General features: G+C 72.7%; 23 protein-coding genes, 1 tRNA gene and 1 riboswitch. Of the genes, 10 read left to right on the top strand and 14 right to left on the bottom strand.

What is annotated here, in order from left to right; all coding sequences use genetic code 11:
• Window positions 1-2: 2 nt before the first annotated feature.
• From AC3A3L_RS12340 to eno, 8 genes are all read right to left on the bottom strand, one after another.
• Window positions 3-76: transfer RNA gene (locus tag AC3A3L_RS12340), tRNA-Leu, on the bottom strand.
• Window positions 77-95: 19 nt separating this feature from the next.
• Entirely contained in the window at window positions 96-653 is a 558-nt protein-coding gene (def, locus tag AC3A3L_RS12345) for a peptide deformylase (protein WP_487640326.1), read from the bottom strand.
• A 10-nt stretch (window positions 654-663) separates the two neighbouring features.
• Window positions 664-1,182 carry a glycine cleavage system transcriptional repressor gene (locus AC3A3L_RS12350; RefSeq protein ID WP_487640327.1) on the bottom strand — a complete coding sequence of 173 codons (519 nt, stop codon included), beginning with the start codon at window positions 1,180-1,182 and terminating at the stop codon, window positions 664-666.
• A gap of 4 nt (window positions 1,183-1,186) precedes the next feature.
• Complete coding sequence (locus AC3A3L_RS12355; RefSeq protein ID WP_487640328.1) at window positions 1,187-2,011, bottom strand: uracil-DNA glycosylase; 825 nt, start codon at window positions 2,009-2,011, stop codon at window positions 1,187-1,189.
• A complete protein-coding gene (locus tag AC3A3L_RS12360) occupies window positions 2,008-2,940 on the bottom strand; it encodes a Ppx/GppA phosphatase family protein (protein ID WP_487640329.1) in 933 nt (310 codons plus the stop codon). Before AC3A3L_RS12360 ends, AC3A3L_RS12355 begins: the two co-directional genes overlap by 4 nt.
• Before the next feature lie 4 nt (window positions 2,941-2,944).
• Window positions 2,945-3,490 carry a DUF501 domain-containing protein gene (locus AC3A3L_RS12365; protein ID WP_487640330.1) on the bottom strand — a complete coding sequence of 182 codons (546 nt, stop codon included), beginning with the start codon at window positions 3,488-3,490 and terminating at the stop codon, window positions 2,945-2,947.
• Window positions 3,487-4,113, bottom strand: a complete 627-nt coding sequence (locus AC3A3L_RS12370) for an FtsB family cell division protein (RefSeq protein WP_487640331.1) — start codon at window positions 4,111-4,113, stop codon at window positions 3,487-3,489. Before AC3A3L_RS12370 ends, AC3A3L_RS12365 begins: the two co-directional genes overlap by 4 nt.
• A gap of 18 nt (window positions 4,114-4,131) precedes the next feature.
• A complete protein-coding gene (gene eno, locus AC3A3L_RS12375) occupies window positions 4,132-5,409 on the bottom strand; it encodes a phosphopyruvate hydratase (protein WP_487640332.1) in 1,278 nt (425 codons plus the stop codon).
• Window positions 5,410-5,510: 101 nt separating this feature from the next.
• Between eno and AC3A3L_RS12380 the strand changes: the two genes are divergently transcribed.
• A complete protein-coding gene (locus AC3A3L_RS12380; protein ID WP_487640333.1) occupies window positions 5,511-5,975 on the top strand; it encodes a helix-turn-helix domain-containing protein in 465 nt (154 codons plus the stop codon).
• 34 nt (window positions 5,976-6,009) lie between these two features.
• Here the strand turns inward: AC3A3L_RS12380 and AC3A3L_RS12385 are convergent, their stop codons facing one another.
• The 3 genes from AC3A3L_RS12385 to mfd are packed head-to-tail and all read right to left on the bottom strand — an operon-like array spanning window position 6,010 to window position 10,712.
• The gene (locus tag AC3A3L_RS12385; RefSeq protein WP_487640334.1) at window positions 6,010-6,444 is read right to left on the bottom strand and encodes a MazG nucleotide pyrophosphohydrolase domain-containing protein; all 435 of its coding nucleotides are present in this window, start codon (window positions 6,442-6,444) and stop codon (window positions 6,010-6,012) included.
• 4 nt (window positions 6,445-6,448) lie between these two features.
• Window positions 6,449-7,129 (bottom strand): hypothetical protein, encoded by a 681-nt coding sequence (locus AC3A3L_RS12390; RefSeq protein ID WP_487640335.1) that lies wholly within the window; start codon window positions 7,127-7,129, stop codon window positions 6,449-6,451.
• Window positions 7,130-7,154: 25 nt separating this feature from the next.
• Entirely contained in the window at window positions 7,155-10,712 is a 3,558-nt protein-coding gene (gene mfd, locus AC3A3L_RS12395; protein ID WP_487640336.1) for a transcription-repair coupling factor, read from the bottom strand.
• Window positions 10,713-10,906: 194 nt separating this feature from the next.
• Between mfd and AC3A3L_RS12400 the strand changes: the two genes are divergently transcribed.
• Window positions 10,907-11,590, top strand: coding sequence for a hypothetical protein (locus AC3A3L_RS12400; RefSeq protein WP_487640337.1), 684 nt, complete (start codon window positions 10,907-10,909; stop codon window positions 11,588-11,590).
• Window positions 11,591-11,731: 141 nt separating this feature from the next.
• A complete protein-coding gene (locus AC3A3L_RS12405) occupies window positions 11,732-13,228 on the top strand; it encodes a M28 family metallopeptidase (RefSeq protein WP_487640338.1) in 1,497 nt (498 codons plus the stop codon).
• Between the two features lie 15 nt (window positions 13,229-13,243).
• Here AC3A3L_RS12405 and AC3A3L_RS12410 read toward each other — a convergent pair whose 3' ends face one another.
• Complete coding sequence (locus AC3A3L_RS12410; protein WP_487640339.1) at window positions 13,244-13,654, bottom strand: VOC family protein; 411 nt, start codon at window positions 13,652-13,654, stop codon at window positions 13,244-13,246.
• A gap of 49 nt (window positions 13,655-13,703) precedes the next feature.
• Window positions 13,704-13,769: riboswitch (guanidine-III (ykkC-III) riboswitch) on the top strand.
• Between the two features lie 12 nt (window positions 13,770-13,781).
• Between AC3A3L_RS12410 and AC3A3L_RS12415 the strand changes: the two genes are divergently transcribed.
• Window positions 13,782-14,096 carry a DMT family transporter gene (locus AC3A3L_RS12415; RefSeq protein ID WP_487640340.1) on the top strand — a complete coding sequence of 105 codons (315 nt, stop codon included), beginning with the start codon at window positions 13,782-13,784 and terminating at the stop codon, window positions 14,094-14,096.
• Window positions 14,097-14,122: 26 nt separating this feature from the next.
• Here AC3A3L_RS12415 and AC3A3L_RS12420 read toward each other — a convergent pair whose 3' ends face one another.
• On the bottom strand, window positions 14,123-14,893 hold the full coding sequence (locus AC3A3L_RS12420; RefSeq protein WP_487640341.1) for a 3'(2'),5'-bisphosphate nucleotidase CysQ: 771 nt from the start codon (window positions 14,891-14,893) through the stop codon (window positions 14,123-14,125).
• Between the two features lie 9 nt (window positions 14,894-14,902).
• Window positions 14,903-15,679 carry a helix-turn-helix transcriptional regulator gene (locus AC3A3L_RS12425; protein ID WP_487640342.1) on the bottom strand — a complete coding sequence of 259 codons (777 nt, stop codon included), beginning with the start codon at window positions 15,677-15,679 and terminating at the stop codon, window positions 14,903-14,905.
• Window positions 15,680-16,151: 472 nt separating this feature from the next.
• Here AC3A3L_RS12425 and AC3A3L_RS12430 point away from each other — a divergent pair, with 472 nt between their 5' ends.
• The 6 genes from AC3A3L_RS12430 to AC3A3L_RS12455 all read left to right on the top strand — a co-directional run bounded on the left by AC3A3L_RS12430 (window position 16,152) and on the right by AC3A3L_RS12455 (window position 23,188).
• A complete protein-coding gene (locus AC3A3L_RS12430; RefSeq protein WP_487640343.1) occupies window positions 16,152-17,603 on the top strand; it encodes a sensor histidine kinase in 1,452 nt (483 codons plus the stop codon).
• Complete coding sequence (locus AC3A3L_RS12435) at window positions 17,581-18,264, top strand: LuxR C-terminal-related transcriptional regulator (RefSeq protein ID WP_191193029.1); 684 nt, start codon at window positions 17,581-17,583, stop codon at window positions 18,262-18,264. The genes AC3A3L_RS12430 and AC3A3L_RS12435 overlap by 23 nt, the downstream gene beginning before the upstream one ends.
• A gap of 379 nt (window positions 18,265-18,643) precedes the next feature.
• Entirely contained in the window at window positions 18,644-20,128 is a 1,485-nt protein-coding gene (locus tag AC3A3L_RS12440) for an exopolysaccharide biosynthesis polyprenyl glycosylphosphotransferase (protein ID WP_487640344.1), read from the top strand.
• Window positions 20,129-20,214: 86 nt separating this feature from the next.
• Entirely contained in the window at window positions 20,215-20,907 is a 693-nt protein-coding gene (locus tag AC3A3L_RS12445) for a hypothetical protein (RefSeq protein WP_487640345.1), read from the top strand.
• 5 nt (window positions 20,908-20,912) lie between these two features.
• The gene (locus AC3A3L_RS12450) at window positions 20,913-22,175 is read left to right on the top strand and encodes an MFS transporter (RefSeq protein ID WP_487640346.1); all 1,263 of its coding nucleotides are present in this window, start codon (window positions 20,913-20,915) and stop codon (window positions 22,173-22,175) included.
• A complete protein-coding gene (locus tag AC3A3L_RS12455; RefSeq protein WP_487640347.1) occupies window positions 22,172-23,188 on the top strand; it encodes a hypothetical protein in 1,017 nt (338 codons plus the stop codon). The genes AC3A3L_RS12450 and AC3A3L_RS12455 overlap by 4 nt, the downstream gene beginning before the upstream one ends.
• Window positions 23,189-23,198: the final 10 nt, after the last annotated feature.

The following is a 23,198-nucleotide window of genomic DNA, read 5'->3' on the forward strand; positions in this document are numbered from 1 at the left end:
AGTGCCCCGGCTGGGGTTCGAACCCAGACTGTGCGGTTTTTAAGACCGCTTCCTCTACCGGTTGGGATACCGGGGCCGGCGACCTGGGAGCCAGGTCAGAGGTACGTCTTGCGAGCGTAGACGGCGTGCGCGCCGGCCGCGCGGTCGAGGAAGAGCAGTCCGTCGCAGTGGTCGATCTCGTGCTGCAGCGCCCGCGCCTCGAAGGCTTCGGCCTCGAGCTCGACCTCCTCGCCGGTGCCGGGCAGCTGGCCGCGTACGACGATGCGGCTGGGACGCTTGACGTCACCGGTGAAGTCCGGGACCGACATGCAGCCCTCCCGCGCCTTCTCGTTGCGGCTGCCGGAGACCACCTCGGCGTTGCAGAGCACGAAGGTGCCGTGGTGGTCGCGGGTCTTGGGGTGCTCGGACACGTCGACGCAGAACACCTTGGCGCCCACGCCGACCTGGGGCGCGGCGAGCCCGACGCAGCCGGGCGAGACGCGCATGGTGGCGACGAGGTCGGCGGCGAGGCGTACGACGTCGGGCGAGGTCGGGTCCACCGTCTCGCCGACCGCGGACAGGACGCCTGCCGGGGCACGGACGACCTCGCGGAGCTCGCCGGCCAGGCCGAGGTCGGCCTCGGTCCACGCCAGGACCCTGGTGTTGACGCTCATCCGGCGGCGCTCAGAGCTCGTCGGTGTCGGCGGCGCGCAGCGTGACCCCGACGCCGAGGTCGGCGGCGACGCGGGACAGCTCGCCCTCGACGGCGGGCACGTCGGTCCCGGCCGGCAGGTCGACCTCGGCGACGACGAGGTAGAGGTCGCCCGCCAGGCGCGTGGTGAGGTCGGTGATGTTGCCGCCCACGCCCGCGATCACCCCGACGACCGCGGACACGATGCCGGGCCGGTCACCGCCGTGGACCGACAGCACCCACCCCGTCGCGTCGCTCGCCACGGCGCCCTCGGCCGGCACCTCGCGGACGGTGACGGTGAGGCTGCCGTCGGCGGTGAGCGGCGACAGGGCCTGCTCGATCTCGGCGTCGCCCGCCGAGCCCTCGCACACCAGCATCATCGCGAAGTGACCGCGCAGCAGGGTCATCGTCGAGTCCTCGAGGTTGAGGCCCAGCCCGGCGAGCCGGTCGGTGGTCTCGGCGATGATGCCGGGACGGTCGTGGCCGAGGACGGTGATCGCGTGGAGGGTCACGCGCTCATTCTGTCAGCGCCCTCGCGCGCCCGAAGACCTCGTCCGTCATCTCCCGCGTCAGCCGGCGGGTGTAGGTGTTGTGGGGCGAGGGGTGGTAGCAGCCGATCAGCGTGACGTCGCCGAGCGAGACCTCCGCGCCGTGGCCGAACCTCGGTCGCGTCGCCGGCGCGGGCGCCCCCGCGGCGACCAGCGAGCGGACGGCGCCGGCCCAGCCGAAGGAGCCGAGCGCGACGACGACCCGTACGGTCGGCAGCAGGGCGAGCTCGGCGGCGATCCACGGCGCGCAGGTGTCGCGCTCGACCGCGGTTGGCTTGTTGTCCGGCGGGGCGCAGCGCACGGTGGCCACCATCCGTGCGTCGACCAGGCGCTGGCCGTCGCCGGCGTGGTGGCTGGTCTCCTGCACCGCCCAGCCGGTGCGGTGCAGGCTCGCGAAGAGCCAGTCCGCGCTCGGGTCGCCGGTGAAGATCCGCCCGGTGCGGTTGCCGCCGTTGGCGGCGGGCGCCAGCCCGACGATGAGCATGGACGGCTCGGGGTCGCCCCAGCCGGGGATCGGGCGGCCCCAGTAGGGCTGGTCGGCGAAGGACGCCCGCTTGTCGACCGCGACGCCCTCGCGCCAGGCGACCAGCCGCGGGCACGCCGAGCACACGCTCACCCGGGCGTCGAGCTCGGCCAGCGGCACGTCGCGTGCGAGTCGGCGTACGTCCTCGGCGTCGTGCGCGACGGGGGTGTCCGCGACCGCGGGGTCGTCGGGCCAGCCGGTGCCGGGACCGACCGGGCTGGTGAAGGCGCCTCCCAGGACCGGGTGGGGCAGGAGGGTCGGCTCGCTCATCGGGCGATCGCGGCGGCCATGCCGTGCAGGATGTCGGCCTCGGAGACGACGTGCTCGATCACCGTCACGCGGTCGAGGATCCGGCTCCAGATGAGGGCGCCCGCGCCGATGACGTCGGCGCGACCGGGGTGCATGTAGGGCAGCGCGCGCCGCTCCTCCACAGTCATCGCCACCAGGTCGTCGACGAAGGAGGTGGTCGCGGCGTTGGGCAGCACCGCCCGGTCGAACGCCTCGCGGTCGTAGGAGGCCAGCCCGAGGACGCCGCACGCGATGGTCTTGATCGTGCCGGACGTGCCGATGACGGTCCGGGCCCGCTCCAGCGGGATCCCGCAGTCGTCGAGGTGCTGGTCGATGTCGGCCACGCAGGCAGCGACCTCGTCGGCGGTCGGCGGATCGGTGTGGAGGTGGCGCTCGTGGAGGCGGACGGACCCGATGTCCATGGACACCGCCTGCCGGTCCTCGCCCTGCCCCAGCACCAGCTCCGTCGAGCCGCCGCCGATGTCGACGACGAGCACCGGCTCGGGCGGCATCGGGGCCTGGGCGGCGATCGCGCCGGCGTAGACCAGCGCGGCCTCCTCGTCGCCGGACAGCACCTCCGGCTCGACGCCCAGCCGGCGTCGTACGCCGTCGGCGAAGACCTGCGCGTTGCTCGCGTCGCGGGTCGCCGACGTCGCGCAGAAGCGGACGCGCTCGGGCGGGACGCCGTGGTCGCGGATCATCGCTGCGAGCTCGTCGATCGCCGCGAAGGTGCGCTCCAGCGCCGCGTCGGCGAGCACGCCCGACTTGTCGACGCCCTGGCCGAGGCGTACGACGCGGGAGTCGCGCAGCGCCACGTCGAGCTGCCCGTCGTCGCGCAGCGCGCCGATGAGGACCTTGATCGAGTTGGTGCCGCAGTCGATGGCCGCGACGGTCTCGCTCACTCCGGGCATGCCCTCATTGTGCCGAGCGTTCCACGCACGGACCCGGGGCCCACCAGTCGCCGAGCAGGTCGAGCACCTCGTCGCCGAGCGGGTTGACCCCCCGCCCCATGGCCAGGGACTGCCCGGCGAGGACGTGGAGGCACTTGACGCGGTCGGGCATCCCGCCGGCGGTGATGCCCTCGATCTCGGGGACGTCGAGCCCGGCCCGCTCCCCGACCTCGGCGCGGAACGCGAGGTAGCGCTCGTGCGCCTCGCGGTAGGCCGCCGCGAGCTCCTCGTCGGTGCCGAGCCGCTCCTGCATCTCCTTCATCAGGCCCGACCCCTCGAGCGTGCCGATGCGCGACGCCGCGCGGGGGCAGGTGAGGTAGAAGGTCGTCGGGAACGGCGTGCCGTTGGGCAGCCGCGGCTCGGTCGTCACGACGTCGGGGTTGCCGCAGGGGCAGCGGTGCCCGACGGAGTCGATGCCGCGGGGACGGCGACCCAGCTGGGCGTGGATGGCGGCCTCGTCGGCCGGATCGATCGTGTGATCACCGGTGTGATCGTCCTTGCGGTTGCTCACTGCTTCGTCCCGTCGACGAGGTCGACCGGCTCCTGGTCGGGTGGGGGTGGGTTTCCGGCGAGTTCCATCGACTCCCACGCCGACGTCCACCAGGCCTTGGGCACGGTCTTGATCACGTCGTCGGGGTCGTTGAGGGAGGCCTGCGCCTCGAGCGGCTTGCCGTCGGGCCCGATCACCTCGAAGCCGGCCTCGCCGGGCATCAGGTAGCCGAACCGGGCGCGTGCCTGCGCCTTGACGAAGGCCGGGTCGTCCCAGCGCTTCTTCTCCCGCTCGAGGTCGTTGATGCTGGCCTCGCGCTCGGCGATCTGCGTCTTGAGGTCACCGATGTGCGAGCGCTGCTGCAGGTAGGCCCGCAGCGACGACGCGTAGGACACGGTCAGCACCGCGAGCACCAGCACCAGCACGGCGGCCCGACCGGTGAAGCGCGGACGGCGCGCGGCGCTCCGCGGGACGGCGGGGCGCACCGTCGTCGCGGAGACCGGCTCAGTGGCCCGCGGGGACGTCGTACGCGTCCCGGCCGCCCGCGGTCGTGAGCCGCGGGCGCCGGGATGCGTGCTGGAGCCCTGCCTCGGTCCGCGCGACCCGCCGGGCCCGGCCCGAGGAGTGCGGCGCTGGGAAGGCATGCCGCAAGTGTGCCTGCTTCAGCCGCCGAATCGCGGGAAGGCACCCCGGCCGGCGTAGCGAGCCGCGTCTCCCAGCTCGTCCTCGATGCGGAGCAGCTGGTTGTACTTCGCGACGCGGTCGGAGCGGGCCGGCGCACCGGTCTTGATCTGGCCGCAGTTGGTGGCCACGGCGAGGTCGGCGATCGTGGTGTCCTCGGTCTCGCCCGAGCGGTGGCTCATCATGTTGCGGAAGCCCGCGCGGTGGGCCAGCTCGACGGCGTCGAGGGTCTCGGTGAGCGAGCCGATCTGGTTGACCTTGACCAGCATCGCGTTGGCCTGGCCCCCGTCGATGCCGCGCTGCAGGCGCTCGACGTTGGTGACGAACAGGTCGTCGCCGACGAGCTGCGTCTGGGTGCCGAGGGCGTCGGTCATCGCCTTCCAGCCGTCCCAGTCGTCCTCGTCGAGCGGGTCCTCGATGGAGACGATCGGGTAGTTGGCGACGAGGTCGGCGTAGTAGTCGACCATCGCGTCGGTCTTCACCTTCTTGCCCTCGAAGGTGTAGGAGCCCTTGTCGAAGAACTCGCTCGCCGCGACGTCCATCGCGAGCGCGATGTCCTTGCCGAGGGTGAAGCCGGCCGCCTTGACGGCCTCGGCGATCAGGTCGAGCGCGGCGCGGTTGCTCTCCAGGTCGGGCGCGAAGCCGCCCTCGTCGCCCAGACCGGTCGACAGGCCCTTCTTCTTCAGCACCGACTTCAGGGCGTGGTAGACCTCGGCGCCCTGCTGGAGGGCCTCGCGGAAGGTCGGCGCGCCGATCGGCGCGATCATGAACTCCTGCACGTCGACGTTGGAGTCGGCGTGCGCGCCGCCGTTGAGGATGTTCATCATCGGCACCGGCAGGAGGTGGGCGTTCGGACCGCCGACGTAGCGGAACAGCGGGAGCCCGGCCGACTCGGCGGCGGCCTTCGCGGTGGCGAGCGAGACGCCGAGGATGGCGTTGGCGCCGAGCTTGGCCTTGTTGGCGCTGCCGTCGAGGTCCAGCATCGTCTGGTCGACCAGGCGCTGGTCGTCGGCGTCGAGGCCGATGATCGCGCCCGAGATCGTGTCGACGACACCACTCACGGCCTTCTGCACGCCCTTGCCGAGGTAGCGCTTGCCACCGTCGCGCAGCTCCACCGCCTCGAAGGCGCCGGTCGAGGCGCCGCTGGGGACGGCCGCACGGCCGAACGCGCCGTCCTCGAGCAACACCTCCACCTCGACGGTGGGGTTGCCGCGCGAATCGAGGATTTCGCGGGCACCGACTGCAGCGATGATCGACATGGCAGAGCTCCTGATGGGGGACGTCTCGGGTCGGCAGCCAGCCTAGCCACGTCGTACGTCGGCGTCGCCGGGGTGTCCGTCGGGGCGGCTAGCGTGGTCGGGTGCCGCGACCCGACCCAGGACCTGCCGACCACCTGAGGGCGTACGTCGACCGCGCGACGGCCGCCGTCGACGATCCGGCGGCCGACGCGGACGCCACGCGGCTGCGGCTCGCGATGGCCGGCGAGTCGCAGGCAAGGTTCCGCGACCGGCTCGTCCTCGAGCGCGCGGCATGGCTGGCCAGGGAGACCGACCGCCCGCTCCGCGACATCGCCACCGAGTGCGGCTTCCGTGGCTACGACGTGTTCGTCCGCGCGTTCCGCCGTGAGCTCGGTGCGTCACCGTCCGAGTGGCGCGCCCACCCCACGAGCTGGGAGATCGACGCCCCGGGCGAGGTGCACTTCCACCCTCCCGACGGCATCCGGCTGCCGGCCCGGGCCTCCGACGACGACATGCCGCCGGTCCCCGAGGCCTACCTCAGCGTGTTCGCGCCGGAGGCGACGATCGACGCCCTCGACCGGGCGTGACCTCATGGAGGTCATCGGTGCGAACCGACGATCCTCATGACGTCCGGTGCTGCTCGCCGGCCTTCTCTGCCTTCTCTGCCTTCTCGGCCTTCTCTGCGGCCTTCGCGGCGCTCCAGAGCCGCAGCACCTCGGCGGCATCGGTGGCCACCGCGTCGCCGAAGACGTGGGGGTTGCGCCGTTCCATCTTGGCGATGACGCCGCGGGCGACGTCGTCGAGGGTGAAGTCGCCCGCCTCCTCCGCGATGACCGCGTGGATGACCACCTGCAGCAGCAGGTCGCCCAGCTCGTCGCACAGCGCGGCCGGGTCGCCGGACTCGATCGCCTCGACGACCTCCTCGGCCTCCTCCCGCACGAACGGGATGAGCGAGGTGTGGGTCTGCTCCCGCTTCCACGCGCACTCGCGCCGGAGCACCCGCATCTGCTCGGCGAACTCCTCCATCGCCGAGCCCTCGGGCGTCGTGGCGCTCACGGGCTCAGCCGCAGCGGTGGTTGACCGGCAGCGTCTCGGCGAAGGCCGGGTCGGGCTCGGTCGACTGGCCCGACGTGGCGGTGTCGCTGACCGCGACCGAGGTGCTGGTGTCGACCGGGGACAGCACGCCGTCGACGCTGCGCAGGCCGAAGCGCGGGTCGACCTCGAGGGTGTGCGTGTTGGGCCACTGGTTGAAGACGTCGATGCCGGCCTGCGTGGTCTGCTCCGACGTCGGGTCGGTGACGCCCTGGTCCTCGAGGACGATCCTGCCGACCTGGTCGAGGATGTCCTGGGCGTAGGCCGAGGTCGAGGCCAGCTCGACGTAGTCGTCCCGGACCTCCTCGGGCTGGGTGCTCGCGGTCCCCTCCCGCTGCGCCACGTCGTTGTAGTAGGCCGTGCCGGGCTCGACGCCGTAGTCGTCGGCGATCTGCGAGGTCTGCGAGCGCAGCGTCAGCAGCTGGACGACGTACTGCCGCACGAAGCCCATCGGCACCGCCGACTCGAGCTCGCCGACCGCGGTGCAGTAGTTGGACGTCACCTCGTCGACGTGACGGGTCGAGATCTCCTCGTCGCCGACCTTGACCGCGACGCCGGGACTGGCGCTGCCGCATCCGGTCAGCAGCAGTCCTGCGAGGGCCACCACTACCCAGCGGGGCGCGGCCGTCATCAGGCGGGTCTTGCTCACGGGGTCACTCCTTGGTCGACGCTGGTCAGGCCGGGCTGGGCGCAGGCGCGGGCGGGTCGACCACATCGTCGATCACGGCGCGGGCCCATTCAAGCAGGGCCACGCCGGCCACCGGGCGCACGGGGAAGCCGGTCCCCTGCGGGCGCGGCACGAGGATGGTGCTGACCGGCGCCTTGACGACGCTCTTCGGGTGCAGCCGCTGGAGGCGTACGACGCGCGACTCGGGCAGGTCGACCGGCGCGAACCGGACGTACTTGCCGGCCACCGTCACCTCGCCGACACCGGCCTGGCGGCACCGGGCGCGGAACCGCGCCACGACGAGCAGCGACTCCACGACCTCGGGCGGGTTGCCGTAGCGGTCGAGGAGCTCGGCGCGGACCTCGTCGACGTCGGCGTCGGTGCGGACCTCGGCGAGCCGCTTGTAGATCTCGAGGCGCAGCCGCTCGCTGGGGATGTAGTCGTGCGGGAGGTGGGCGTCGACCGGCAGCTCGATGCGGACCTCGGCGAGCTCCTCCTCCGCGCCGCCCTTGAAGTCGGCGACCGCCTCGCCGACCAGGCGGACGTAGAGGTCGAAGCCGACGTCGGCGATGTGGCCGGACTGCTCACCTCCGAGCAGGTTGCCCGCACCCCGGATCTCGAGGTCCTTCATCGCGATGGCCATGCCGCCGCCGAGGTCGGAGTGCTGGGCCAGGGTCGCGAGCCGCTCGTGGGCGGTCTCGGTCAGCGGCTTCTCCGCCGGGTAGAGGAAGTAGGCGTAGGCGCGCTCGCGCGAGCGGCCGACACGACCGCGCAGCTGGTGCAGCTGCGAGAGGCCGAGGGTGTCGGAGCGCTCGATGATCATCGTGTTGGCGTTCGACACGTCGAGCCCCGACTCGACGAGGGTGGTGCAGACGAGCACGTCGAAGCGCTTCTCCCAGAAGTCGAGCATGACCTGCTCGAGCTGGCGCTCGTTCATCTGGCCGTGCGCGGTCGCGACCCGCGCCTCGGGCACGAGCTCGTTGATCCGGGCGGCGGCCTTCTCGATCGACTGCACCCGGTTGTGGATGTAGAAGACCTGGCCCTCGCGCAGCAGCTCGCGCCGCACGGCCGCCACCACCTGGCGGTCCTCGTAGGCGCCGACGTAGGTGAGGACCGGGTGCCGCTCCTCCGGCGGGGTGGTGATGGTGGACATCTCACGGATCCCGGTGACCGCCATCTCCAGCGTGCGCGGGATCGGCGTCGCGCTCATGGACAGCACGTCGACCGACGTGCGCATCCGCTTCATCTGCTCCTTGTGCTCGACGCCGAAGCGCTGCTCCTCGTCGACGATGATCAGGCCGAGGTCCTTGACCTTGATGTCGGGGTTGAGCAGGCGGTGGGTGCCGACGACGATGTCGATCGACCCGTCGGCCAGCCCGGCGACGACCTCCTTGGCCTCCTTGTCGGTCTGGAAGCGTGAGAGGCCCTTGATGACGACCGGGAAGCCGGACATCCGCTCGGAGAAGGTCGACAGGTGCTGCGTGACGAGCAGCGTCGTGGGCACCAGCACCGCGACCTGCTTGCCGTCCTGGACGGCCTTGAACGCCGCCCGCACCGCGATCTCGGTCTTGCCGTAGCCGACGTCGCCGCACACGAGACGGTCCATCGGCACGACGCTGCGCATGTCGGCCTTGACCTCGTCGACCGTGGTCAGCTGGTCGACGGTCTCGTTGAACGGGAACGCGTCCTCGAGCTCGCGCTGCCACGGGGTGTCCGGGCCGTAGGCGTGGCCGCGCGTGGCCTGCCGGGCGGCGTAGAGCTTGATCAGCTCGGCCGCGATCTCGCGCACCGCACGGCGCGCCTTGTTCTTGCGCTTGGTCCAGTCGCCGCCACCGAGCCGGTCGAGGCTGGGGTTCTCGCCGCCGACGTAGCGGGTGACCTGGTCGAGCGTGTCGGCCGGGACGTAGAGCATGTCGTTGGGGCCGCCGCGCTTGCTGGGGCCGTACTCGAGGACGAGGTACTCGCGGACCGCGCCGCCGATCTCGCGCTGCTTCATCTCCACGAAGCGACCGACGCCGTGCTGCTCGTGCACGACGTAGTCGCCGGCCTTGAGCTCGAGGGGGTCGATCTGCTTCTTGCGCCGGGCCGGCATCTTCCGCATGTCGCGGGTCGAGGCCTTCTGGCCCGACAGGTCGTCGCCGGTGACGACGGCGACCTGCGCCTCGTCGTCGACGATGCCGTGCACGAGGTGGCCGCAGGTCACCGTCACGACGTTGGGCCCGGCGGTGTCACCCTCCTCGACGAGGCGGGCGGCGATGTCGTTCTCCCCCAGCAGCTCGACGAACCGCTCGGCGGGGCCGTGTCCGGCGTGCACCACGACGACGTCGCGCCCGTCGGTGACCCAGCCGCGGATGTCGTCGACGGCCTGCTGCAGGTCGCCTCGGTAGGCCTCCGCGGGGTGGGTCGGGAGGGTGCGGCTCGGCACCCCGGCCGTCTCGGCGTCGATCGGCGCGTCGCTGGTGTCGATCCCGAAGGGGCTGACCGTCCACCATGCGAGGCCGAGGCCGAGCGCGTGCAGACGGACGTCGGCGATCTCGCGGTAGGACGCGGCACCGAGGTCGATCGGCGCCGTGCCACCGCCGGCCGCCGCGGCCCACGAGGCGCCGAGGAACTCCTCGCTCGTCGCGACGAGGTCGTGGGCGCGGGTGCGGGCGCGTTCGGGGTCGAGGACGAGGACCGTGGTGTCGGCCGGCATCAGGTCGACCAGCAGCTCCATCGAGTCGACCAGCGCCGGAGCGAGGGACTCCATGCCCTCCACCGCGATGCCGGCGGCCATCTTGTCGGTGAGCTCGAGCAGCTGGGGGTGTGCCTGACCGAGCTCGGCGGCGCGACGTCGTACGTCGTCGGTGAGCAGCAGCTCGCGGCACGGCGGCGCCCACAGGCGGCCCACCGTCTCGAGGGTGCGCTGGTCGGCGACGGAGAAGGAGCGGATCTCCTCCACGTCGTCGCCCCAGAACTCCACCCGGAGCGGGTGCTCCTCGGTCGGCGGGAAGACGTCGACGATGCCGCCGCGGACCGCGAACTCACCGCGCCGCTCGACCATGTCGACGCGGGAGTACGCCGCGTCCGCCAGGCCGCGCACGACGTCGTCGAGCGGCCGGGTGTCACCCGGGGCCAGCTCGACCGGCTCGATGTCCGCCAGGCCGGTGACCTGGGGCTGCAGCAGGCTGCGGATCGGCGCGACGACGACCTTCAGCGGACCGTTGGCGGCGTCGGTGCCGGGGTGGCGCAGGCGCCGCAGGACGGCCAGCCGCCGTCCGACGGTGTCGCTGCGCGGGCTCAGGCGCTCGTGGGGCAGCGTCTCCCAGCTCGGGTAGTAGGCGACGAGGTCGGGGGCGACGAGGTCGGCGAGCTCCTCGACGAGGTCCTCCGCCTCGCGCGACGTGGCGGTGACGGCCAGCACCGTGCGGCCCCGCTCCACCAGCCCGTGCACCACGAACGGTCGCACCGCTCCGGGCCCGGTGAGGTCGAGCGACGACTGGACCGCCGCGTCGGCGAGGGCACCGCCGAGGGTGGGCGCGGCGACGACGCGCCGGGCGACAGCGGCGAGGGGCGTGGACGACACCGAGGATCCCTTCGAGAGCACGCGGAAGAGCCCCACATGAGCGGGAGGTGGGGGAGGATGAAAGTCTACGGGGGCTGCCGGACACGGGCGCGCGGGGGACGAGGGGTTTGTCCTGCGCGGCTCAGGGGTAGCACCACCTCAACGCCCGGCGTTGCCGGGCGGCCAGAACTTCTCCTGAGAGGAACAACGGGGACATGCGCACCACTCGTCTCATCGCCGGCACGGTCAGTGCCGGACTGCTCGGCCTGACGCCGATCGCCATCGCCGCGCCGAGCCAGGCAGCCGACACCTGGACCACGACCACGGTCGCCACGCCGAGCGTCGCCCAGCTCGAGTACGGCGACGACTTCTACATCTCGGTCGACCTGTCCAGCTCCGACGGCTACTCCCCCGGCAGCACCGACGGCACCGTCACGCTGATGGCGCAGGAGGCCGGTTCGGCCGCGTGGACCCCGGTCGCCACCGCCGAGAACACCTACGCGTCGTTCTACGACGTGAAGCCCCGCATGAACACCAGCTACAAGGTCGTCTACAGCGGCTTCACCGACCCCGACCAGGGCACCTACGGCGACAACTACACGCCGAGCGAGTCCGCGCCCTTCTCGATCGGCGTCGCGCGCAAGATCACCCGCCCCAGCTCCGGCTTCGTGATCAAGGGCAAGGTCACGCCCAGCTACGCGAAGAAGAAGATCGTCATCAAGGTCTCCAAGAAGGAGAAGAAGGGCTACAAGAACTGGAAGACGATCAAGACCAACAAGAAGGGCAAGTACAAGGTCCGGCTGCCCCGCCGCGGCGGCACCTGGTACTGGACCTTCACCACCAAGGCCGACTCCAAGTTCCTCGCCAACGGCTTCGGCTGGCGCACCTGGGTCTCCTGACCCGCACGCACCTCCCGCAGCACCTGGTGCTGCACACCGCAACGGCCCGGCAGAGCACCCGCTCCGCCGGGCCGTTGCGCGTGCGGAGTGCGACTTTCGACCCTTTACCGTCCGCTCGGCGGACACATAGGTTCGCATGTCATGGATCACATCTCGGGAACCAACCAGTCCACCCTGCCCACCCACCAGCCCGGCACCCTCAGCCGCCGCAAGCTCCTCGCCACCGCAGCAGGAGGCGTCGCCGTCGTCGCGGCCGGCCAGCCCGCCTGGGCCGCCGACGCGACCCGCCCCGGCGCCGTACGCGGACCATCGCTGCGGCAGCGCGACGACCAGGTCGTGCGCCGCATCAGACCGGCCCGTGCGCTGCGCGACCTGCGCGTCCTCTCCGAGCAGATCGGACCGCGGATCGGCGGCACGGCCTCGGAGAGGGCAGCCGCCGAGTACGCGCTCACCGCCTTCCGCAGCGCCGGCTGCCGCGACGTGCGCCTCGAGCCCTTCCCGGTGGCCGACAAGTTCCTCGCCGACATCGGTGACCCCGACGGACAGCTCGAGGACGGCATCTGCTGGCAGGCCGGGGCTTCTCCGGACGCCGGGCTCGACGCGGATCCGGTCACGGGACGGGTCGTCGACGTCAAGGCAGCGAGCGCCCCGACGTGGCCGGCCGATCCCGCCGCCGTCACCGGCGCCGTGCTGCTCGCCGACGACGTCCAGAACACCGACCCCGTCGCGCGGGTCAACCAGCGCGCGGCCTTCGTGCTCGACGCCCAGCAGCGAGGCGCGGCAGCCGTCGTGCTCCTGCCGGCCGACCTGGAGTACCCCCGCCGGGCGTCCGCCTCGTCCCCTCGGCTGGTGCCGACGACCGGCTCGACACCACCACCGTGGACACCCGTCGCCACGATCCCGGTGCTCGGCGTCGCGCAGGTGCAGAAGCGCCTGCTCCGCGAGGACCTGACGGTGCGTCCGTTGCGCCTCACCATCAGCACGACCTCGCACCGTGGGCTGACCAGCAACAACGTCTTCGCCGACATCCCGGGCCGGCAGGGCGCCAACGGCTCGGTCGTCTACATCTCGGGCCACTACGACTCGGTGATCGGCGCGCCGGGCGCCAACGACGACGGCTCCGGCACGGTGCTCACCCTCGAACTCGCCCGGGTGCTGAGCAAGCTGCCCAAGCCGGACGCCACCATCCGGCTGGCGCTGTGGGGATCGGAGGAGCAGGGCCTGATCGGCTCGCGCCACCACGTCTCGCAGCTCGCCCAGACCCAGCGCGACCGGATCCGCGGTGTCTTCCAGAACGACATGGTCGGCACCAGCTGGAGCCCGGCGACGCGCTACTGGCTGCTCTCCTTCTCGGGCACCGGCAACGCCACGACCGACCGCATCCAGTCAGCGGCCAAGCGGCTCGGCTACGAGCCGCAGATCTCACCGGTCACGCAGCGCGGCGCCAGCGACCACCAGTCCTTCCAGGAGGTGGGCGTCGCCTCGGCGAACTTCTCCTGGCGCGGCGAGGCGACGCCGGCGCTCCTCGAGCCGCCGTACCACTCCCCCGAGGACACCATCGAGCGCAACATCAGCATGGACCGGCTCACGGTGAGCATGGAGATGATCGGCTGCGCGGCCTACGACCTGGCCAACTAGGAACCTCGGTCGAGCTCAGGCGGGCGGGGGTGGACCCTGGTCCACCTCCGCCTGCGAGCGCAGGATGCAGAACTGGTTGCCCTCCGGGTCGGCGAAGACCACCCACCCGGTGCCGGGGCCGTACTTCCCGCGCTGGTCGGCGACCTCCGTCGCACCCAGGCCGCGCACCCGCTCGATCTCGGCGTCGCGGCTGCCCTCGCGCGGGCGCAGGTCGAAGTGGATCCGCTTGGCCGGCAGCTCGGCGTCGGGCACCTCGATGAACAGGATGCTGTGGCCGGTGTCGGGGTCGAGGACCATGCACTCCTCGTGGCCCGGCTCGTTGGGGTCGGCCTCGACGTCGACGTAGCCGAGGAGCCCCTTCCACCACTCCGAGAGCTCGTAGGCATTGCGGCAGTCGACGGTCGTGTGCGAGACGAAGGAGGTCATGGCCCCACGCTGGCAAGGCACGACCTCCACCCGCAACCGGATATGGTCGGGCCTGCCCCGCACCGTGGGCGACCGGACGAGGGAGCCGTACCCGGAGAGCGACAAGACGGCCGTCGAGGAGATGGCCATGTCCTGGTTCGTGCTCGTCCTGTCCGGAGTCCTGGAGGCCGTGTGGGCCACCGCCCTCGGCCGTTCCGACGGCCTCACCCGCCCTGTGCCGACCGCGACCTTCCTGGTCGCGCTCGGGTTGAGCATGGGCGGGCTGGGCTACGCCATGCGCACACTGCCGGTCGGCACGTCGTACGCCGTCTGGGTCGGCATCGGCGCCGTGCTGACGGTCGTGATCGCGATGGTCACCGGCACCGAGGAGTTCTCGGTGGTCAAGGCCCTCCTGCTGACCGGCCTGGTCGGCTGCATCATCGGGCTCAAGCTCGTCCACTGACGGCCTGCCCACCGCCGGTCAGCGGGTCAGGCGGTGCCGTGGCGCCGGACGAAGTCGACGATCTGCTCGGCGAGCTCGGGACGGCAGACGATGAGGTCGGGCAGCGACGTGTCGTCCTCGTTGTAGACCAGCGGGGAGCCGTCGACGCGGCTGCAGTGCAGGCCGGCCGCGCGGGCGACCGCGACGGGGGCGGCGTTGTCCCACTGGTACTGGCCGCCGGCGTGGACGTAGGCGTCGGCGATGTCGCGCACCACGCTCATCACCTTCACGCCCGCGCTGCCCATCGGCACGAGCTCGGCGTCGAGCTCGGCGGCGAGGGCCTCGACGAACGCCGGCGGGCGGCTGCGGGAGACGGCGATGCGTGGACGCTCCGACGTGCGGGGCGGCACCGTGCTGGGGCGCCCGGTGCTGAAGGTCTCCCCCAGCGCGGGCTGCGCGACCGCGCCCGCCACGAGCTCGCCGTCCTCCCAGAGCGCGACGTGCACGGCCCAGTCGTCGCGCGGCGGCTCGGAGAACTCCCGGGTGCCGTCGAGCGGGTCGATGATCCACACGCGCTTGGCGGTCAGGCGCGACTTGTCGTCGGACGCCTCCTCGGAGAGGACGCTGTCGTCGGGACGGTGCTGGGTGAGGATCCGGTCGAGCTCGGCCTGGGCCGCGGCGTCGCCGGCGTCCTTGAGCGCCTTGCCCTCGAGGCCGTCGGCTGCCGCACCGGCGCGTACGTCGAGCAGCACCGAGCCGGCCCGTTCGGCCGCCCAGACGGCGAAGGCGTGGTCGTCGAGCGTGGTGGGATCGATCATGGCGCCAGCCTATCGACGGCCCGCGCCCACCTCCGCGGCGCTCCGGCCGCCGGTCCGGTGGTCACCCGGGTCGTCGCCCGGGTCATCACCCGCCCCCCGGGGCCTGGGCACGAGGTCGGCGCTCCCGGTGGCGTCGTACGCCTGGTGGAACATCGCGACCGCCTTGAGCTGGGTCGATGCCCCGAGCTTGGCGCGCAGCGCCTTGACGTGGCTGCGGACCGTGCCCTCCGCGACGCCCATCTCGACGCCGACCTCCGAGACGCGTCGGCCGGAGGCGAGGAGCTCGAGCACCCGCCGCTGCTGCGGGGACAGCGAGTCGAGCTGGTCGCGCACGTGCCGACGTCGGTCGCGGTCCGCGGCCCAGGACGTGCGGAGGGCCGCTCGCTCCTCCGGGTCCATCGACGAGGTGCCCGACGTCAGTCGTTGGACGACCTCCGCGAGCTGCGACACCGACGTCGTCACGGTGACGACGTCGACGGCGTCGTTGGACAGGAGTCCGCCCCACCTCGTGGAGGACTCGGGCGAGCTGACGACCACCACCCGGGCGTCGCCGGGCTGGGCGAGCGCCTCCACATGGCCCACGACGGCCGAGTTGTCAACCCCGTCGACGATCGCGACGACGACGGCCGGACGTGACGGCACGGGCACGGGCACCCCGTCCTCGTCCACCACCGACTCCCACCTGCGCGTCTCGGCCGGCACCCCGACGGAGCGCAGGGCGGCCGTGACCGCCTGCGCGACCAAGAGGTGCGGGGACAGCACCCATACCGGACCTGGCACGCTCATGAGGCCTCCTCCCGCTTGCCGGCATGCACAGCCTGTCCGCCGCGGGTCGTCACACGTCGACCCTTTGGCGAACGTGCACATATTTGGGGACGCCGCCGGCCTGCGTCTTCCGAGCCCACCGCGTGACCCCTGCTCCTGGCTACCCCCTTGAGGGGAAATCGGCGCATGCTCAGGCCCCGCTGGGGGCGACCTGAGGGGGTCCTTGACGAAGCCTCCACGAGTCCTGCGAACGGCGGACCAGACCGCCTTTGCCCTATTTGCGGTACGACCACAGAATCATTGGACCCCCCGCACCGTGGGTTGCACTCTCAGCCGAGAGCGTGGCTCACACGTCAGATCGCACGTCGTGCTCGGCAGCTTTGGGAGGCAGCTGGCACGTCTCGACAACAACTTGGGCTGTACCGCAGGGGGGTAGCACGAAATGCTGGGGATCTGCAGGGGGGACCTGCGCCACCGGTGCCGGACGGGAATCATGGGGCTCGCCTCGTTCCTCGTCCTGGTCTGGATCGGGTCGGGCACGGACCACGCGTGGTGGTCGCCGCCGTCGGCGTCGACGGTGCCGTCGCTGGGGGCGGGGGTCGTCAGCGGCGTCTTCGTCGCCGCCGCCGGCTGCGCCGCGCTCATCACGTGGCGCAAGCACGCCGGCGCGGTGCCGGGCTGGATCGCGGCGACGGGCGCGCTCGTGGCCGCCCAGGCGCTGGTCGTGACGCTCATCGCGCTGCACACCACGCCGCCGCGGGGACTGGCCGTGCAGCTGCTCCTGCTGTCGGTCGGGATGCTCGGGATGCTCGGGGTGGTCGTCCCGCTCCTGGCGCCCGAGCGCGTCCGCCGCGTCGTCGACGAGACCTTCGTCATCGGCCTCGGCCTCGGGCTCGTGGCAGCAGGCAACCTGCTGCTCCAGTTCCCGCGGGCCGAGTCGCCGTCTCCGATCATGCAGCTGCTCGTCGGGGCGCTGCTCGCCACCCACCTGCTGTCGGGGGTGCTCGTGCTGCAGCAGCGCGCTGCGACGCGGCCGGTGAACGCCCTGCTGCTCGTGACGGTGGGGGTGGTCGTGCTCGGCCAGCTCGTGCCGCCGTCCGGCCTCGCCGGTGGCAGCATCGACGCCGCACTCTGGCTGGCGCGGATGGCCGCCGGTGCCGCCTGGCTCGGCCTCGCCTGGGCGGCCCTGCGCCGGACGCTCGAGGAGGAGCGGCAGCGCATCGACTCCTTCGAGCACGTGCTCGTCGATGCCACCCGCGAGCAGCGCGAGCGGATGCACGAGCTGCGCAGCACGATCGCCGGCCTGGTCACCGGGTCCGCCATGCTCGACCGCGAGGACCTGCCCAGCGAGACCCGCGAGCGGCTCTGGGCGTCGTTGCGCCGCGAGCTCGACCGGATGGAGCGCATGCTCGCCGGCACCGGCCCGCAGGCCGCCGAGCTGCGCCTCGACGACGCGCTCAGCCAGATCCTCGACCTGCAGCGGCTCAAGGGCCGCCACGTCGAGCTGCATTCCACCGGTGACGTCGTCCGGGCGCCCTTCGACTCCCTCGCCGAGGTGCTCAACATCCTCGTGGACAACGCCGCCAAGCACGGCGGCACCGACGAGAGCGTCGTGGAGGTGATGCGGCGCGACGAGGAGACGGTCGACATCACGGTGACCGACTTCGGGCGCGGCATCCCCCGCGAGCAGCAGGCGAAGATCTTCGACTGGGGCAGGCGCGGCACCGAGTCCACGGGCGAGGGCATCGGGCTCAACGTCGCCCAGCGCCTGGTGACCGAGGCCGGCGGATCGCTCCGGCTGGCCGACCGCGCCGGCGCGGGATCGTCGTTCGTCATCTCCCTGCCCGCGGCTCGTCGCTCCCCGGAGAACGACCTGGGCGTGACCCGCCTGCCCGCGCCGAAGCTGACGATGGAGGACGGCCGTGCCTGGCGCGTCTCGGGGTGAGCACCGGGTCCTGATCATCGACGACCACGTGCTCTTCGCGGAGTCGCTCGAGCTCGCCCTGTCCCTGGAGGGCTACGACGTACGAAGGCTGGAGCCGCCCGACGAGGGCGGGTCGATGGCCACGCTGCGGTCGCTCGCCCTGCGGGCCAACCCCCGCACGGTCCTGCTCGACCTCGACCTCGGCCGGTTCGGCGACGGGATGAACCTCGTCGCCCCGCTCGCACGGGCCAACGCCAACGTCGTGGTGCTGACGGCGTCCGACGACGTCGGCCGCTGGGGGGCGTGCATGCGGCTCGGCGCACGCAAGGTGCTGTCGAAGACCGGTGCCCTGCAGCAGGCCCTCGCCACCGTGCGGCGGCTGCACCAGGGGCTGCCGGTGGTCACCCGCGAGGAGCTCGAGTCGCTGCTCGAGGCGTGGGCGCGCGACCGCCAGGCCCACGACGACGTACGCCGCCGCCTCGACCTGCTCACCCCGCGCGAGCGCCAGGTGCTGGGTGCGCTGATCGAGGGCCGCACGGTGCGCGCGATCGCCCAGGACAGCGTGGTCTCGGAGGCGACGGTCCGCACCCAGGTGAAGTCGATCCTCGGCAAGCTCGAGGTCTCCTCGCAGCTGGCCGCCGTCGGCATGGCCAACCAGGTCGGCTGGAAGGTCGGCGCCTGAGCCGATCAGCACGGCGTGGACGAGCAGCCCGGACGTGCAACGCGGCGGTCGAGGAGGGGGACCTCGACCGCCGCCCACTGGTTCGCATCGGTTCCGGGTGACGAAGCGTGGGGTTCCGCGTCACGCCAGCGGCCACCAGGAGGCGGCCAGTGCGGGGCTGGCCCGAGAAGAGCGAACCAGTGCTTGGTGCACCTCTTCGAGAGTAGGTCCGGGCGACCGGACCTGCCCATCCCTCTGAATGGGTATCTCCCGGGCGTGCACGGCTTTCGCTCATTTGCGGCATGCCCGCCCGGGTGGGCGTTCCTAGGCTCGCTGCAAGGTCAGCAACGGGGCGCCTTGGGCGGTGTCCCGAAGGGGGTTGAGGGGAATGACGCAGGTCGTGACCGATTCGGTGTCGGGGGTGGTCCCCGGGGTGGTGCCCCGCCCGCGTGGGGTCACCACGCTGCCACCCGTCAGCACCGTGGCCCTGGCGCCAGCGGCGGTCCCGGAGGCGGTCACCTCGGCCGTCATCCCGGAGCTCCTGCAGCGCCGAGCCACCCGGCCGGCGCCGATGTGGCCGACCGTGGCCCTCGACCTCGCTCTCGCCCTGGGACTCGCTGTCGTGTCGGTGTCCCAGGGTCGGCTGGAGCTGCCCGCTGCGCTCGCGACGGCCATGGCGTGGCCGGCGCTGCTCGCGGTGTCGGGCCGCTACCGGCGCCAGGCGCTCGGGCAGTCCCGGGGGGCCCGCGCGGCCGTCGTCCTCGGAGCCGGTGCCCGCACGGCCGTGCTCACGCTGGCGGTCTCCCCGCTGCTGTGGCACGCCGAGCCCGGCGCCCTCGCCGCCCTCGTGGCCGGGTTCACCATCGCCAGCGGCCTGCCGTTCGTCGCCGGCCCGCGTCGACCGCTGCCACGTGTCGTGCTGGCCGGTCGCCCGCGTGACGTCCGCGAGGCCGTGGCGCACCTCGCGGACAGCGGTACCCACGAGGTCGTCGCTGCCTGCCTCACCCGCGCGTCCAAGACACCGGTCGAGGGGGACGTGCCGGTCTACGTGGGCCTCCAGGCCTCGTCGACGGCGGCCCACGACCACGGTGCCGACGCGCTCGTGGTGCTCCCGGGGGCGAAGCTGTCGCCGGCCGAGGTGCGCCGCCTGCACTGGTCGCTGGCCGGCCTGGGCACCGAGCTCTTCCTCGGGACCGGGCTGCTGGACGTCGAGCCGCAGCGCACCCGGGTGATGTCCACCGCCGGCCTCGGCGTGCTCCACGTGGGCAAGCCGACCCTCCGGGGACCGCGGCGACTGCTGAAGGACATGGTCGAGAGGGCCCTCGCGCTGGTCGCGCTGGTCCTTGCTCTCCCGGTGCTGGCCGCCCTGGCCGTCGCCATCCGGATGGAGACCCCCGGGCCCGCGTTCTTCCGCCAGGAGCGGATCGGGCGCGACGGTGTCCCGTTCACCATGCTCAAGCTGCGCTCGATGGGCATCGACGCCGAGGCGGCACGCCACGGGCTCGCCGAGGTCAACGAGAAGGACGGCGTCCTGTTCAAGATCGCGCAGGACCCGCGGATCACACCGCTGGGCAGCAAGCTGCGCCGCTACTCGCTCGACGAGCTGCCCCAGCTGTGGAACGTCGTCCGCGGCGACATGTCCCTCGTGGGACCTCGCCCGGCGCTGCCGTGCGAGGTCGCCCGCTACGACGTCGACCCGCGCCGCCGGCTCGTGGTCAAGCCGGGTGTGACCGGCCTGTGGCAGGTGTCGGGCCGCTCGGACCTGACCTGGGCGGAGTCGGTGCGGCTGGACCTGAAGTACGTCGAGAACTGGTCGCTGCGCCACGACCTCTCGATCCTCGTCCGCACGGTGCGCGCGGTGCTCGGTCATCGCGGCGCCTACTGAACGCGGACACCGTCTCGTCAACGACCGTGGGGGTCGACCACCAGATGAAAAGCACCAGACCTGTTCAGGTCGCCGTGATCGGCGTCGTGGCCAGCCTTCTCCTCGGCGGCTGCGGCGCCGACGAGGCGTCCCCGGACGCCGGCGCCTCCGCCGCGCCCTCCGAGGCCGCCGCCTCGACGCCCTCGTCGGGAGCCGCCTCCGGACACCACGGCCACAAGAAGGGCGGGAGCACGGAGGGAGCCGGCGACGGCGCTTCCGCGCCGCCGTCCGCCGAGAGCCCCGCACCCGACAGCTCCAGCGGCAACGGTTCCGACGGGACCGCACCTGGCTCCGCCCCCGCGCTCGAGATGCCCGAGGCGCCGGAGGCCCCCGTGTCCAGCCTCTCGGAGCTGCTCCCGCCGACGAACCCCGCCCCGCTCGTGACGACGCCGCTCCCCGGCGCCGCGACCGCGGAGGGGCGGCTGGTGCCGCAGTTCCCCGACGCCCTGCGCCCGACCCGGGCCGCCCGCGTGCAGAGCAGCAGCCTCTCGCCGATGGGTGACCGGCTGCAGGTCGCGCTGGTGGCGACGACCGCCCTCTCCCCGGGACAGGTCCTGGTCGCCTACCGCACCCGCCTCGCGCGCCGCGGCTTGGACGAGACGGCGGCACCGCCGAGCGTCGCGGGCTCCCACGCGGCCGCGTTCCGCCGCGGCGACAGCGTCGTGACCCTCACGGTCACCCCCCGGGGCGCCGGGACGAGCTACAGCGTCCACGCCTCGCTGCGCTCCGGGGACGGGTGAGCGGGATGTACATCTCCGTCCGCGACCGGCCCGCCGCCGGCACCGCCGCGCGCGGCTCGACCTCGACCCGGCCCCCGGTGGGCCGGGTCGTCATCACGCTCGGGATCGTGTCGCTGCTGACCGACGTGTCGTCGGAGTCGGTGTCGGCGATCCTGCCGCTCTACCTCACCGCAGTGGTCGGACTGACACCGGTGGCGTACGGCCTCATCGACGGCCTCTACCAGGGCGTCAGCGCGCTCGTCCGCCTCGGCGGGGGCTGGCTCGCCGATGCGTCCGACCGTCCCAAGTGGGTCGCCTTCCTCGGCTACGGGCTCTCCGCGGTCGCGCGCGTGTTCCTGCTGTTCGCGTCCGGGGCCGCCGGGATCGCCGCCGTGGTCACGGCCGACCGGATCGGGAAGGGCATCCGGACCGCACCCCGCGACGCCATGATCAGCACCGCGACGCCCACCGAGCACCTCGGCCGCGCCTTCGGCGTGCACCGGATGCTCGACACGATCGGTGCGGCCCTCGGGCCGCTCATCGCGTTCGGCCTGCTGGTGGTCGTGCCCGACGGCTACTCGGTCGTTCTCGTGGTCTCGCTCGCCTTCGCCCTCGCCGGCGTGGCCCTGCTCGGTCTCCTCGGCCCCGACGTCCGCGCCCGGCGCGACCGGGACGCCGACGGCGGACCGACCCCGCCGCCGTTCCGGTGGCGCGACCTGACCGACCGTCGGTTGCGACCGCTGCTGGCGGTCGCCGGCGTGCTCGGCCTGCTGACGATCGGTGACGGGTTCATCTACCTCGCGCTGCTCGACCACGGCGGAGTCAACGTGACCTGGTTCCCCCTCTTCTACGTCGGCACCAACGTCGCGTACCTGCTGCTGGCCGTACCGATCGGCCGCCTGGCCGACCGCGTCGGGCGCGCCCGGACCCTGGTCGTGGGCCACCTGGCCCTCGTCGGCGCCTACCTCTGCGCGGTCCTCCCCACGTCGACCGCCGCTGCCACCGTCGGCACCCTGCTCCTCCTGGGCACGTTCTACGCCGCGACCGACGGCGTGATCGCTGCGATCGCCGGCCGCCTGGTCCCTGTCCAGGCGCGCTCCAGCGGCATCGCCGCCGCCCAGACGGTCGTGGCGCTCGCGCGGATGCTCGCCTCGGCCGGCTTCGGCGTGCTGTGGCTGGTGCTCGGTCCGACGGCCGCGATGGCGACGGTCGCCGCGCTGCTGGCGCTCGCGGTCCTCGCTGCGGCGACCCGGATCACGCGCCTCGACGGCGCCGCGGTCACCTCGTGAGCACTCGCACCCGGGTCCTGGCGTTCGTCGCGGTCGTGGTGGCGATCGTCGTCGCCGCGACCGCCTACGTCGTCGTCGAGCGGCAGGAGGTCACCGCCGAGCGCGCAGCCGACCCCGAGGCCGAGCAGACGCCCATCGCCGAGGTGACGGACGGTCCGCGGATCGTGTTCCGCCACACCGGGATCGACAGCCAGAACGGCGTCGTGGCCGTGGTGCCGCTCGACGACCCGGGCGGACCCCGCGCGTTCACCGGTGTCTCCTGCGACCGGGTCGCGGCCCGGGCCGAGGGCGCCTCGTGCCTGCTCACGGACCCCGGCGTCGCAGCGACGTACAAGGGGTTCGAGCTCGACGCCGACTGGCAGCAGGTGGCGACCAACGACCTCCCCGGCATCCCGAGCCGCACCCGGCTGAGCCCGGACGGCACGCTCGTGGCGACGACGGTCTTCGTGGCCGGCCACTCCTACATGTCGACCGGCTTCTCCACCGCCACCGAGGTGCACGAGTTCGGTGGGGGCGAGAAGTGGGGCAACCTCGAGAAGTTCCAGCTGGTCCTCGACGGCCGCGAGGTCGACCCCGTCGACCGCAACGTGTGGGGCGTGACCTTCGTCGACGACGAGACGTTCTACGCGACCGTCGCGACCGGCGGCCGCACCTGGCTCGTCGAGGGGGACCTCGCCGAGCGCACGCTGACCACGGTGTCCCCCGACGCCGAGTGCCCGTCCCTGTCGCCCGACGGCACCCGCGTCGCCTTCAAGGTCGACGTCGACCCGGGGCGTCGCGTCGTGTGGCAGCTCGCCGTCCAGGACCTGGCCACTGATGAGCGCACGCTCCTCGAGTCCGGCCCGCGCGGTCTCGACGACCAGGTGGAGTGGCTCGACGACGACACGCTGATCTACGGGATGCCCCGCGCCGACGAGCCCGGAGTCACCGACACCTGGGCGGTCGACACGACGCCCGACGCCACGCCCCGGCTGCTGATCGAGCAGGCCTGGTCGGCCACGGTGGTGCGCTAGCCCGCCGCGA

The sequence above is a fragment of the Nocardioides sp. Soil_C_8 genome (assembly GCF_057656315.1).